This window comes from [Empedobacter] haloabium (assembly GCA_008011715.2).
Classification (GTDB): Bacteria; Pseudomonadota; Gammaproteobacteria; order Burkholderiales; family Burkholderiaceae_D; genus Rugamonas; species Rugamonas haloabia.
Genome location: CP136508.1, coordinates 770,317 through 782,231, shown reverse-complemented (window position 1 = coordinate 782,231; position 11,915 = coordinate 770,317). Strand labels below are relative to the sequence as shown.

13 protein-coding genes are annotated in these 11,915 nt (G+C 64.0%); 3 read left to right on the top strand and 10 right to left on the bottom strand.

Annotation, left to right across the window (positions count from 1 at the left end):
* Nucleotides 1-17: 17 nt before the first annotated feature.
* From ruvC to tyrS, 8 genes are all read right to left on the bottom strand, one after another.
* Complete coding sequence (gene ruvC / locus E7V67_003480; GenBank protein ID WUR14177.1) at nucleotides 18-563, bottom strand: crossover junction endodeoxyribonuclease RuvC; 546 nt, start codon at nucleotides 561-563, stop codon at nucleotides 18-20.
* 128 nt (nucleotides 564-691) lie between these two features.
* Nucleotides 692-2,278 (bottom strand): bifunctional phosphoribosylaminoimidazolecarboxamide formyltransferase/IMP cyclohydrolase, encoded by a 1,587-nt coding sequence (purH, locus tag E7V67_003475; protein ID WUR14176.1) that lies wholly within the window; start codon nucleotides 2,276-2,278, stop codon nucleotides 692-694.
* A gap of 122 nt (nucleotides 2,279-2,400) precedes the next feature.
* On the bottom strand, nucleotides 2,401-2,634 hold the full coding sequence (locus E7V67_003470) for a helix-turn-helix domain-containing protein (GenBank protein WUR14175.1): 234 nt from the start codon (nucleotides 2,632-2,634) through the stop codon (nucleotides 2,401-2,403).
* A 41-nt stretch (nucleotides 2,635-2,675) separates the two neighbouring features.
* Entirely contained in the window at nucleotides 2,676-3,692 is a 1,017-nt protein-coding gene (gene dusB, locus E7V67_003465; GenBank protein WUR14174.1) for a tRNA dihydrouridine synthase DusB, read from the bottom strand.
* Nucleotides 3,693-3,934: 242 nt separating this feature from the next.
* Nucleotides 3,935-4,576 (bottom strand): histidine phosphatase family protein, encoded by a 642-nt coding sequence (locus E7V67_003460; GenBank protein WUR14173.1) that lies wholly within the window; start codon nucleotides 4,574-4,576, stop codon nucleotides 3,935-3,937.
* A complete protein-coding gene (locus E7V67_003455; GenBank protein WUR14172.1) occupies nucleotides 4,573-5,196 on the bottom strand; it encodes a YbhB/YbcL family Raf kinase inhibitor-like protein in 624 nt (207 codons plus the stop codon). The genes E7V67_003460 and E7V67_003455 overlap by 4 nt, the downstream gene beginning before the upstream one ends.
* A 53-nt stretch (nucleotides 5,197-5,249) precedes the next feature.
* Nucleotides 5,250-5,705 carry a D-aminoacyl-tRNA deacylase gene (gene dtd, locus E7V67_003450; protein ID WUR14171.1) on the bottom strand — a complete coding sequence of 152 codons (456 nt, stop codon included), beginning with the start codon at nucleotides 5,703-5,705 and terminating at the stop codon, nucleotides 5,250-5,252.
* Nucleotides 5,702-6,955: a tyrosine--tRNA ligase gene (gene tyrS, locus E7V67_003445; protein ID WUR14170.1), complete on the bottom strand. Its 1,254-nt coding sequence runs from the start codon at nucleotides 6,953-6,955 to the stop codon at nucleotides 5,702-5,704. Before tyrS ends, dtd begins: the two co-directional genes overlap by 4 nt.
* 156 nt (nucleotides 6,956-7,111) lie before the next feature.
* Here tyrS and E7V67_003440 point away from each other — a divergent pair, with 156 nt between their 5' ends.
* From E7V67_003440 to E7V67_003430, 3 genes are all read left to right on the top strand, one after another.
* On the top strand, nucleotides 7,112-8,491 hold the full coding sequence (locus tag E7V67_003440) for a M23 family metallopeptidase (GenBank protein ID WUR14169.1): 1,380 nt from the start codon (nucleotides 7,112-7,114) through the stop codon (nucleotides 8,489-8,491).
* A 173-nt stretch (nucleotides 8,492-8,664) separates the two neighbouring features.
* On the top strand, nucleotides 8,665-9,762 hold the full coding sequence (locus E7V67_003435; GenBank protein ID WUR14168.1) for an anhydro-N-acetylmuramic acid kinase: 1,098 nt from the start codon (nucleotides 8,665-8,667) through the stop codon (nucleotides 9,760-9,762).
* Between the two features lie 105 nt (nucleotides 9,763-9,867).
* A complete protein-coding gene (locus E7V67_003430) occupies nucleotides 9,868-10,275 on the top strand; it encodes a DUF2061 domain-containing protein (GenBank protein ID WUR14167.1) in 408 nt (135 codons plus the stop codon).
* Nucleotides 10,276-10,387: 112 nt separating this feature from the next.
* On the opposite strand, the gene erpA is transcribed toward E7V67_003430, so the two are convergent.
* Together erpA and argC are read right to left on the bottom strand one after the other, a co-directional pair.
* The gene (gene erpA, locus E7V67_003425) at nucleotides 10,388-10,750 is read right to left on the bottom strand and encodes an iron-sulfur cluster insertion protein ErpA (protein WUR14166.1); all 363 of its coding nucleotides are present in this window, start codon (nucleotides 10,748-10,750) and stop codon (nucleotides 10,388-10,390) included.
* Nucleotides 10,751-10,873: 123 nt separating this feature from the next.
* Nucleotides 10,874-11,911, bottom strand: a complete 1,038-nt coding sequence (gene argC, locus E7V67_003420) for an N-acetyl-gamma-glutamyl-phosphate reductase (protein WUR14165.1) — start codon at nucleotides 11,909-11,911, stop codon at nucleotides 10,874-10,876.
* Nucleotides 11,912-11,915: the final 4 nt, after the last annotated feature.

Below are 11,915 nucleotides of genomic sequence, written 5' to 3'. Positions count from 1 at the left end.
GGTGAATGACGGCTAGTTTAGCCGACCAGGCGGCCGCGCTTCATGGACAGGCCTGCCGTGCCGCGCGCCGCCACGTCGATGGTGGCGATGGCCGCCAGGGTGTCGTAGGTGTTGGCGTGGCAAATGGCGACGCCGAGCGCGTCGGCCGCGTCCGATCCGGGCAGGCCCGGCAGCGCCAGCAGCCGCGCGACCATGTCCTGCACCTGCGGCTTGGCCGCCTTGCCGGTGCCCGTGACGGCCTGCTTGATCTGCGTGGGCGAATACTCCGCCACTGTCAGCGACGCGCTGACTAGGCCGCAAATGGCGGCGCCGCGCGCCTGCCCCAGCAGCAGGGTCGATTGCGGATTGACGTTGACGAAGACTTTTTCGATGGCGGCACAGTCCGGCTGGTACGTCGCGGTCAGTTGCGCGACCCCGTCCAGGATGACCTTCAGGCGCGTCGGCAGGTCGCCCTCGCCGCTCTTGATCGTGCCGGAGGCGATGTAGCGCAGCTTCGTACCCTGCTTGTGAATCACGCCAAAGCCGGTGGTACGCAGGCCGGGGTCGATGCCGAGAATAATCATTGGCTGATTGTATGCAGTAAAGAAAGCGCCTGCAAGGGAAGGACCGTTGCAGGCGCTAGTGTCGAGGACGTGTCCCACTTTGGTGACTGACACCGCGGTGGGACACGGACTGAGCCGTTGGTGACGGATCAGTGGCGGAAGTGGCGGGTGCCCGTGTACAGCATGACAACGCCGCGCTCGTCGGCGGCGTCGATCACTTCCTGGTCGCGCATCGAGCCGCCCGGCTGGATCACGCAGGTGGCGCCGGCGTCCACTACCACGTCCAGGCCGTCGCGGAACGGGAAGAAGGCGTCCGACGCCACGACGGAGCCCGCCAGCGTCAGGCCGGCGTTCTGTGCCTTGATCGAGGCGATGCGGGCGGAGTCGATGCGGCTCATCTGGCCGGCGCCCACGCCCAGGGTCATGTTATTGCCGCAGAAGACGATCGCGTTCGACTTGACGAACTTGGCCACCTTCCAGGCGAACATCAGGTCGGCCAGCTGTTGCGGCGTCGGCTGCTTTTTCGTCACCACACGGGTGTCGGCCAACAGCACGTTTTTCGCGTCCGCCGACTGTACCAAGAGGCCGCCACCCACGCGCTTGAAGTCCATCGGGTTGACGCCCGTGCCCAGCGGAATTTCCAGCAGGCGCACGTTCTGTTTGGCCGCCATGATCTGCTTGGCTTCATCGGTGAACGATGGCGCGATCAGGACTTCGACGAACAGCTTGACCAGTTCGCTCGCCGCGGCGCCATCGACCGCCACGTTGAAGGCGATGATGCCGCCGAACGCGGAGGTCGGGTCGGTCTGCAGCGCGCGGCTGTAGGCTTCGACGGCGGAGCCGCCCAGCGCCACGCCGCAAGGATTGGCGTGCTTGACGATGACGCAGGCGGCCGGCTGGTCCATGCCGCCCAGGCTCTTCACGCATTCCCACGCGGCATCGGCGTCGGCGATATTGTTGTACGACAGTTCCTTGCCCTGCAGCTGGCGGTAGTTGGCCAGCGCGCCTTCGACGGCGCTGGCGTCGCGGTAGAACGCGGCGCTCTGGTGCGGGTTTTCGCCGTAGCGCATGTCCTGCACTTTTTCAAAGTGCACGTTCAGCGTCTGCGGGTAGGCGCCGCGGGTCGCGTGCTGGCGGTCCGGACCCAGGCTGGACAGGTAGTTCGTGATGGCGCCGTCGTACGCGGCCGTGTGCGCATACACCTTTTTGGCCAGATTGAAGCGTGTTTCGTAGCTGACGTAGCCGGGCGAATTGTCGGTCGTCTTCATTTCCGCCAGCACCACGCCGTAGTCGGACGGGTCGCAGATGACGATCACGTCCTTGTGATTCTTGGCCGCCGAGCGCAGCATGGCCGGGCCGCCGATGTCGATGTTCTCGATGGCGTCGTCCAGGGTGCACTCGTCTTTCGCGACGGTGGCCTGGAACGGGTACAGGTTGACGACGACCAGGTCGATCGTCGGAATGCCATGTTCATCCAGCTTGGCCATGTGTTCCGGGAAGTCGCGGCGCGCCAGGATGCCGCCGTGGACCTTCGGGTGCAGCGTCTTCACGCGGCCGTCCAGCATTTCCGGGAAGCCCGTGTAATCCGCCACTTCGGTCACGGCCACGCCGTTTTCCAGCAGCAGCTTGGCGGTACCGCCCGTGGACAGGATGTTGACACCCATCGCCGCCAAGGCGCGGGCGAAGTCCAGCACGCCGGTCTTGTCGGAAACGGAAATGAGAGCTTGTTTGATCATGGCTATGGTCAAGGTTGTGAATGAATTCTGGTGGAGGGAACGTTGCGTGGGCAACCGTTCCGGTAGACAGACTCACCGGCCCAGTGGCCGGTCACAGCCACTTGCCGGGGCCGGATCGAGCGTTACAGCAGGCCGTGTTCCTGCAGTTTCTTGCGCAGCGTGTTGCGATTGATACCGAGCATCTGCGCGGCGTGCGACTGATTGCCGTCGGCGCGCGTCATCACCACTTGCAGGATCGGCTTCTCGACGGTCATGACGACCATGTCGTAGATATTCGATGCCTGTTGCTCGCCCAGGTCGTTGAAATACTCTTCGAGGCTTTTCTGGACGACTTCCTGGATACTTTCTTTGCTCATATTCTTGTGTTCTGCTAAATGTTTGCCGGTCTGGCGCCGGGTCAGGCCGCCAGCATTTCTTCGGCGAGGCGGTATTGTAACCGCTCGCCATACTTCCATTGCGATTCGAAGAAGCCGTCCACGGCGCGCAATTGCTCGGCGGTGGATTCGAGGCGGTTCATCTGCTGGCGGAATTCTTCCCCGCCCGGCAGGTCGCGCACGTACCAGCCGATGTGCTTGCGCGCCGTGCGCACGCCCAGGTACTCGCCGTAGAACGCGTAGTGGGCGCGCAGGTGCTCGTCCATCAGCTGGCGCACCTCGGCCACCAGCGGTGCCGGCAGGTGCTCGCCCGTGCGCAGGAAATGGTCGATCTCGCGGAAGATCCACGGCCGCCCTTGCGCGGCACGGCCGATCATCACCGCGTCCGCGCCGGTTTTATCGAGCACGAAGCGGGCCTTTTCCGGCGTCGTGATGTCGCCGTTGGCCACCACGGGAATCTGCACGGACGCTTTCACGGCCGCGATCGTGTCGTATTCCGCATCGCCCGTGTAGCCATCGGCCCGGGTGCGGCCGTGCAGGGTCAGCATCTGGATGCCGGCCTGCTCGGCGATGCGGGCGATGCGCAGCGCGTTCTTGTTCTCGCGGTTCCAACCGGTGCGAAATTTCAACGTAACGGGCACGTCGACCGCGCCCACCACCGCGTGCAGGATGCGCTCGACCAGGTCTTCGAACTGCAGCAGCGCGGAGCCGCACCAGTTGTTGCAGACCTTTTTCACCGGGCAGCCCATATTGATGTCGATGATCTGGGCGCCCTTGTCGACATTGAACTTGGCGCAATCGGCGAGCTCTTGCGGGTCGGAACCGGCGATCTGCACGGCTTTCGGCTCCATCTCGCCCGCGTGATCGGTGCGGCGCGAGCTCTTTTCGGACGCCCACACGCGCGGGTTCGCCGCCGCCATTTCCGACACGGCATAGCCGGCGCCCAGCTCCTTGCACAGCTGGCGGAACGGACGATCCGTCACGCCGGCCATGGGGGCGACGAAAACATTATTGCGCAGGAGATGTGGACCGATTTGCACTTGGGGAATCCGTGGTTGGCACCGCGACCGCAGCGGAGGAACCTGCAATTCTAACCCATGCACTGCTCAATTAATAAGCACTATTTTGTATTAAAAGGGCAAGTGTGCAGCTTTCCGGTTATGAAACAAGGAGTTATGCCTGGAAATTTTTAGGACGGCCGTTCGACAGCGCGCGATAACGCCGTTGTCAGGCACCGATCTGCGGGTCTTCGACCCGCAGATCGGTGCCTGACACCATGGGTTTACACGATGTCGTCCAGGCTCAACGCCAGGTGCTCGACATCGCCCCACTGCGTCAGCGCGAGCTTGCCATCGGCATACGTGAACCGGTTGATGCTGGCATTACGCACCTGGAAATCGCGCGGGCTCTCCAGCGTCATGCCGGTGGCCGCGCGATAGGCGCATTCCAGCACGCCACCGTGCGCGACCAGCGCCAGCGTGCGGCCGGCGTAGCGCTCGGCCCAGCGCCCGATGGCGCCGACGCTGCGTGTGTAGAATTCACGAAAACTTTCGGCATGGCGTTCGCCATGCGGCATCTTCGCGTCCACGTGGCGCTGCTGCCAGGCGTGGAAATCGTGCGGATAACGCGCTTCGATCTCGCTGTACAGCAAGCCCTCGAACACGCCATAACCGCGCTCACGCAGCGCCGGGTCGGTATGCAGCGGCACGTCGTGCAGGCGCGCGACGGCCCCTGCCGTCTGCATGGCGCGCTGCAGGTCGCTGGAGACGATCGCGTCCAGCGGCGCTTCCGCAAGCGCATGCGCGAGCGCGGCGGCCTGGCGCCGGCCGGCGTCGTTCAGTTCGATGTCCAGGTGGCCCTGCAGGCGGCGTACGGCGTTCCAGGCCGTCTCGCCATGACGGATCAGCAACAGCGTCGTCGTCATGCGGCCCTGAGCGTATAGGTGCCGATCAGTTGCGCCTCGTCGACAATGTGGCCGTGCATGGCCGCCAGCACGTCCTGCGCGGTGAAACGGCCGCTGACGGGCAGCTTGGCGATGTCCAGCGCGTACAGGCGGAAGATGTAGTGATGCACCCGCTCGTCGTTCCATGGCGGACACGGGCCGTCGTAGCCGAAGTAGTCGCCGGCCATCTCGGGGTCTTCGGCAAACCAGCTGGTGTAGTCGTTCAGGCCATGGCGCATCGGGCTGCCTGCAATGGCCGGGCCCGGCTTGCCGTGCGCGGTCACGCCATCCGCGTGCACGCCTTCGGGCAGCGTCGTGACGGAAGGGGGAATGTCCACCAGCGCCCAGTGATAGAAATCGCCGCGCGGCAGGTCGACCGGCAGCGTGCGTCCTTCCTTGTTGACGTCCGTGCCCACCGTGGGCGCGTCGCCGTCGATGCACAGCAGCACCAGCGACGCCGTGCCCGGCGGGATGTCGTCCCACGCCAGGTGCGGATTGCGGTTGCCGGCCAGGCGGACGTGGCTGGCCGGGTCCGGGACGGCAAACGCGTTGTCGCCGGGGATCGGGGCGCCGTCCTTGAAGGAATGACTCCAGATTTTCATGCGTAAGCTCTCCGCTGCCGCTGTGCGTCACCGTGACGCGCGGCTTTCTTTCTTCATGATACCTGCTTTGGTTCCACTTGCAGCCAGAATGTGACGGGGCCGTCATTGGTGAGTGACACCTTCATGTCCGCCCCGAACTGGCCCGTTGCCACGTTGGCATGGCGGGCCCGCGCCTGCGTGACGAAATGGTCGAACAGGCGTTTGCCCTCGTCCGGCGGCGCGGCCGGCGTAAACGAGGGCCGCGTGCCCGATTTCGTGTCCGCCGCCAGCGTGAACTGGGGCACCAGCAGCAGGCCACCCGCCACGTCGGTGACGCTGCGGTTCATCTTGCCCGCCTCGTCCGAAAACACGCGGTAGGACAGCAGCTTGGTCAGCAGCGCATCGGCTTCCCGCTCGCTGTCGCCCCGCTCGGCGCACACCAGCACCATCAGGCCGCCGTCGATGGCGCCGACAAGCGCGCCGTCGACAACCACCTGTGCGCTCGTCACCCGTTGCAGCAGCCCGATCATGCCAGTGTGACGCGCGCGAACTTGCGCTTGCCCACTTGCAGCACGAACGTGCCCGCTTCGACCTTGAGTGCCTTGTCGCTGATGACGGTGCCGTCGATGCGCACGCCGCCCTGGTCGATCATGCGCATCGCTTCCGACGTCGACGCACACAGGCCGGTCTGCTTGAGCAGCTGGGCCAGGCCCAGCGGCGCGCCCGTCACGGACAATTCGGCAATATCGTCTGGAATGCCGCCCTTCGAGCGGTTGACGAAGTCGGCCAGCGCATCCTCGGCCGCCTGCTGCGAGTGGAAGCGCGCCACGATTTCCTGGGCGATCGCGACCTTGGCGTCGCGCGGGTTGGCGCCGCCGGCAATCGCCTGCTTCAGTGCAGCCACTTCGTCGAGCGAGCGCCACGACAGCAGCTCGTAGTAGCGCCACATCATCGTGTCCGAGATGCTCATCACCTTGGCAAACATCGTGTTGGCCGGTTCCGTGATGCCGATGTAGTTGTTCTTCGACTTGGACATTTTTTCAACACCGTCCAGGCCTTCCAGCAGCGGCATCGTCAGGATGCATTGCGGCTCCTGGTCCCAGTCCTTCTGCAGCTCGCGGCCGACCAGCAGGTTGAATTTCTGGTCGGTACCCCCAAGTTCCAGGTCGGCCTTCAGCGCGACGGAGTCGTAGCCCTGCATCAGCGGATACAGGAACTCATGGACCGAGATCGGTGTCCCATTCTTGAAGCGCTTGGAGAAGTCGTCGCGTTCCATCATGCGCGCCACCGTGTAGCGGGAAGCGAGCTGGATCATTCCGCGCGCGCCCAGCTGGTCGCACCATTCGGAGTTGTAGCGGATTTCCGTCTTGTCCGGATCGAGCACCAGCGAGGCCTGCTTGAAGTAGGTCTGCGCGTTCTGCTCGATCTGCTCGCGCGTCAGCGGCGGACGGGTGGCGTTGCGGCCGGACGGGTCGCCGATCATCGACGTGAAGTCGCCGATCAGGAAGATCACCTGGTGGCCCAGGTTCTGCAGCTGGCGCATCTTGTTCAGCACCACGGTATGGCCCAGGTGCAGGTCCGGCGCGGTCGGGTCCAGGCCCAGCTTGATGCGCAGCGGCACACCGCTCTGTTCGTAATGCGCCAGCTTCTGGGCGAATTCGCTTTCGATCAGCAGTTCGTCGACGCCACGCTTGGTGATGGCAAGGGCTTCCTGGACGGCGTCGCTGAGCGGAAGAGCAGGTGCGGCGGCCTTTTTCGGCGCCGGGGAATGTGTATCCATATGTGGGGAAATTTTCTTAAAGTGTTGGCGTAGCGCAGGACTTTGCTATAATTCCCGATCCCATCAATCTTGCCCGATGAAAACGAAATAAATCAACAACTTAGAACAAAATAGCAAAAATCCATCAAGTTCAAGCGGCAAATTTTAACTGATTGCATGAACCAGACAAACAAGTTCACAAGCTCGCGCTTGTCTCATCTGCTAGGTACGACGCGCAAAGCGCGCATCATCCGCCTCTCGGCGGTGGCGCTGACCGTGTGCGCCTTCGGCGCCGCCGGCGTGGCCCCTCTGGCCCCGGATGCAAGCGACCTGCCGGTTAAAACCGTCTCGCAGGACGTCGCCCTGCCGAACCTCTCCACGCAGATCGCCGCCATCGACCAGGCGGAAGACTCCCAAACCTACGTGCACGAAGAGCGCATCCGCGCCGGCGATACGCTGGCCACGCTGCTGCAGCGCCTGGGCGTCGAGGACGATGCCGCGCAAAGCTTCATCAAGCAGGACAAGACCGCGCGCGCCATCATGCAGCTGAAGACGGGCAAGCGCGTCCAGGCCAAGACCGATGACGAAGGCAACCTGCTGTGGCTGCGCGCCAGCGTGGTGGACAGCAAGGACGTGCCCGTCAAGACGATCTCCGTGCAGCGCAAGGGCGAAAATTTCGTTGCCGAGGAAGCGCCGGTCAAGCTGGAGCGCCGCGTCGAAATGCATGCGCGCGACATCACGACCACGCTGTTCGCGGCGACCGACTCCGATGCGGACGGTACCCGCCTGCCGGACTCGATCGTGCACCAGATCGTGGAGATGTTCTCGACCAACATCGACTTCCGCTCTGACCTGAAGCGCGGCGACAAGTTCAACGTGGTCTATGAGACGTTCTGGCAGGATGGCGAGTTCGTCAAGGCCGGCCGCATCCTGGCCGGCGAGTTCACCAACCGCGGCACGACGTATCAATCCGTGTGGTTCGAAGATCCTGCCAGCAAGCAGGGTGGCGGCTACTACAGCTTCGACGGCAAGTCCCTGAAGCGCGGCTTCCTGAAGTCGCCGCTGGAGTTCTCGCGCATTTCGTCCGGTTTCTCGATGCGCGTGCACCCGATCTCGGGCAACTGGAAAGCGCACAAGGGGATCGATTTCGCGGCGCCGACGGGCACGCCGATTCGCGCCGCCGGTGATGGCGTCGTCGATTTCGCGGGCACGCAGAACGGCTACGGCAACGTGGTCGTCCTGAAGCACTGGAACAATTACAGCACCGCCTACGCGCACATGAGCCGGTTCGCTTCCGGCTTGCGCAAGGGTCAGAAGGTCAGCCAGGGCGACCTGATCGGCTACGTGGGCTCGACCGGCTGGTCGACCGGCGCGCACCTGCACTACGAGTTCCGCGTGGGCGGCCAGTCGCTCGATCCGAACCGCCTGAACGTGGTGGCACAGGCGCCGCTGACGCCCGCCGAGATGGCGCGCTTCAAGATGGTCGCCGGCGACATGATCCACCGCTTCGCCCTGCTGCGTCCGGAAGAAAACAACCGCGCACTGGCACAGAAATAAGCACCAGCCTGGATCTGGAAAAGACGGCGCCCCGAGGGGCGCCGTTTTTCTTTCCCCCTCACTGTGATGTCATCATACGGCGCCGCGTCGTACCGATCCGTTAGCTGCCTAACACTTTGGCAAACTCGGCACATCGGGCACAATGAAGACTTCCTTGTTTTCGCGGATCTCCCATGAGCTTGTTTATCGGACTGATGTCGGGCACCAGCCTGGATGGCGTCGATGGCGTCCTGGTCGATTTCTGGGCCGGCGCGGCGCGGACGCTGGCGTCCAGCCACGTGCCCTACCCCGACGCGCTGCGCGACGAGCTGCTGGCGCTGCAAGCGGCCAGCGAGAACGAACTGGAGCGCGAAGCGCTGGCCGCCAACCGCATCGCCGCCGTGTATGCGCAGTGCGTCGAGCAGGTGCTGGCGAAGACCGACATCAAGCCGGCCGACGTGCGCGCCGTCGGCGCGCACGGCCAGACGATCCGCCACCGCCCCGAACTGGGCTTCACGTGGCAGTCGCTGAACGGTGCGCTACTGGCCGAGCTGTGCGGCATCGACGTCATCGCCGACTTTCGCGCGCGCGACGTAGCCGCCGGCGGCCAGGGTGCGCCGCTGGCACCGGCGGCGCACCAGGCCTTGTTCGGCCAGCAGGGCAAGACACGCGTGCTGGCCAATATCGGCGGCATCGCCAACATCAGCGTGCTGCAGCCGGACGGCCACGTGACCGGCTTCGACACCGGGCCCGGCAACGTATTGATGGATGAGTGGATCGGCCGCCACCTGGGCAAGCCGTATGACGAGGGTGGCGCCTGGGCGGCGACCGGCACGGTATTGCCGACGTTGCTCGCGTCGATGCTGTCCGAACCCTACTTCGCGGCGCCTCCACCGAAAAGCACCGGACGCGACCTGTTCCATGCGAGCTGGTTGCAGCGCCACGTGCATGCCCACCTCAACGCGACGCCGCAGGATGTGATGGCGACGTTGACGCGCCTGACGGCCATCACGCTGGCTGCGGGGATACGCCAGCACGCACCGGCCACCGAGATCGTCTACCTGTGCGGTGGCGGCGCCCACAACGGCACGCTGACGCGCATGTTGGCGGACGAGCTGGGCAGCCATGTCCAGGTGACGACGACGGATGCGCTGGGTGTCGCCCCGACCCTCGTCGAGGCTCTCTGCTGGGCCTGGCTGGCGTTCCGCTTCGATGCGCGCGAGCCCGGCAACCTGCCGTCCGTGACGGGCGCCCAGGGACCGCGCATCCTCGGTGCGCTGTATCCCCGCTAAGTCGATAGATAATTTCAATCGCACATTTCACGACAATCAATTTACATATCGGAACGAGAATCGTTATCATTTGCCTCAACGGTATCCACTGAAGAGGCAGCCAAGATGATCATCGCAGCAAAAAAACTTAGCCAGGTAGCGACCCATATGACGCTCGCGTTCGGGCTGATGTACGTGATGACGGGTTCGCTGGCCTTCGGCGGCCTGGCGGCGATCATCGAGCCTGTCATCAACGTGGCGCTGCTGCCGCTGCATGAGGGCTTCTGGCAGCGGCTGCGCGCGCGTGCCGGGCGCTACGCCACGGCCGTGCTGGCGGCCGAAAAGCTGAGCCAGACGGGCTTTCACATGATCGTTGCAATGGCCGTCATGTACTGGGCCACGGGCTCGCTGGCATTGGGTGGCCTGGCGGCCGTCCTGGAGCCGATCCTGAACGTGGTGGCCCTGCCTTATCACGACCGCTTGTGGGAGCGTTTCGAGGCGCGGGCCGCTGGCGAACGGCTGGCTGCCGCCTGAGGAAACCTGGGGTCTCATACTGCCCGATTTCCGGGACAGTCCCGGATTTCCGCGGTAAACGAAAAACGGCGGCCAGCTTGCGCTGGCCGCCGTTGTCATTGCGTCGTGCCGATTATACGGAGAACGACGAACCGCAACCGCAGGTCGAACTGGCTTGCGGGTTCTTGATGACGAATTGCGCGCCTTCCAGGTCGTCCTTGTAGTCGATCTCGGCGCCCACCAGGTACTGGTAGCTCATCGAGTCGATCAACAGTTGCACGCCGTTCTTGACCATCGTCGTGTCGTCTTCGTTGACGATTTCGTCGAACGTGAAGCCGTACTGGAAACCGGAACAGCCGCCGCCCTGCACGAACACGCGCAGCTTCAGGTCAGGGTTGCCCTCTTCTTCGATCAGCTGGGCCACTTTCTCGGCGGCGCTGTCGGTGAAGATGATCGGTGCCGGGATGACGTCTTGTGCTTCGGCTACTGCATTCATTTGGAACTCCTACTAAAAATCGTTGGCCCATTATAGACCTTTGCACAGACTGCCGCTCAGGCCCACTACGTTTCTGACGGGAATATGCGGCTGCTTCGCCGCATTTAAACCACGTATTGTCCCTTATGGCAGCAGGGCTATCGTGTTCAGGCCCAGATCCTCTTGCAACCCGAACATCAGGTTCATGCACTGCACCGCCTGGCCCGATGCCCCCTTGACCAGGTTGTCCTGCACCACCAGCACGATGACGGTGTCGCCACCGTCCGGACGGTGCACCGCCAGGCGCAGCATGTTCGAACCCTTGGTCGTGCGCGTTTCCGGGTGCGAGCCGAACGGCATCACGTCGACGAACTGCTCGTCCTTGTAGGCATCCTCGAACAGCTTTTGCAGCTCTTCGTTGCTGATGTCCCTGGTCAGCTTGGCGTACAGGGTCGAGTGCATGCCGCGGATCATTGGCACCAGGTGCGGCGTGAAGATCAGCGACACTTTCTGGTCCGTGAAGCGCTGCAGCTGGGCCGACGTTTCCGGCGTGTGGCGGTGGCCCGAGACGCCGTAGGCCTTGAAGTTGTCGCTCGCTTCCGAGAACAGGATGCCGATCTCGGCCTTGCGGCCCGCGCCCGACACGCCGGACTTGCAGTCGGCGATCAGGTGGCCCGCGTCGATCACGCCGGCCTTCAGCAGCGGCGCGTAGCCGATCTGCATCGTGGTCGGGTAGCAGCCCGGATTGGCGATCAGGTTCGCCTGCTTGATCTCTTCACGGTTCAGCTCGACGAGGCCGTACACGGCCTGCTCCAGCAGCTCCGGCGCCGTATGGTCGATCTTGTACGTCTTCTCGAACACGGCGCGGTCCTTGATGCGGAAATCCGCCGCCAGGTCGATCACCTTGACGCCCTTGGCCAGCAGCTCCGGCGCCTGCGCCATCGCCACGCCGTGCGGGGTGGCAAAGAACACCACGTCGCACTGGGTCAGGTCGGCTTTATCGGGTGCCGAGAAGGCGATATCGACGCGGCCGCGCAGGGAAGGATACATGTCGGCCACCGGCAGGCCATCTTCCTTGCGCGACGTGATGGCCGTCAGCTGCACTTCGGGATGGACGGCCAACAATCGCAGCAGTTCCACTCCGGTATAGCCGGTGCCGCCAACGATGCCAACTTTGATCATGTTC

Excerpts from the sequence above, each read along its gene's own strand:
- ruvC (WUR14177.1), bottom strand. The coding sequence starts at position 563 with ATGATTATTCTCGGCATCGACCCCGGCCTGCGTACCACCGGCTTTGGC.
- purH (WUR14176.1), bottom strand. The coding sequence starts at position 2,278 with ATGATCAAACAAGCTCTCATTTCCGTTTCCGACAAGACCGGCGTGCTG.
- E7V67_003470 (WUR14175.1), bottom strand. The coding sequence starts at position 2,634 with ATGAGCAAAGAAAGTATCCAGGAAGTCGTCCAGAAAAGCCTCGAAGAG.
- E7V67_003460 (WUR14173.1), bottom strand. The coding sequence starts at position 4,576 with ATGACGACGACGCTGTTGCTGATCCGTCATGGCGAGACGGCCTGGAAC.
- E7V67_003455 (WUR14172.1), bottom strand. The coding sequence starts at position 5,196 with ATGAAAATCTGGAGTCATTCCTTCAAGGACGGCGCCCCGATCCCCGGC.
- dtd (WUR14171.1), bottom strand. The coding sequence starts at position 5,705 with ATGATCGGGCTGCTGCAACGGGTGACGAGCGCACAGGTGGTTGTCGAC.
- tyrS (WUR14170.1), bottom strand. The coding sequence starts at position 6,955 with ATGGATACACATTCCCCGGCGCCGAAAAAGGCCGCCGCACCTGCTCTT.
- E7V67_003440 (WUR14169.1), top strand. The coding sequence starts at position 7,112 with ATGAACCAGACAAACAAGTTCACAAGCTCGCGCTTGTCTCATCTGCTA.
- E7V67_003435 (WUR14168.1), top strand. The coding sequence starts at position 8,665 with ATGAGCTTGTTTATCGGACTGATGTCGGGCACCAGCCTGGATGGCGTC.
- E7V67_003430 (WUR14167.1), top strand. The coding sequence starts at position 9,868 with ATGATCATCGCAGCAAAAAAACTTAGCCAGGTAGCGACCCATATGACG.
- erpA (WUR14166.1), bottom strand. The coding sequence starts at position 10,750 with ATGAATGCAGTAGCCGAAGCACAAGACGTCATCCCGGCACCGATCATC.
- argC (WUR14165.1), bottom strand. The coding sequence starts at position 11,911 with ATGATCAAAGTTGGCATCGTTGGCGGCACCGGCTATACCGGAGTGGAA.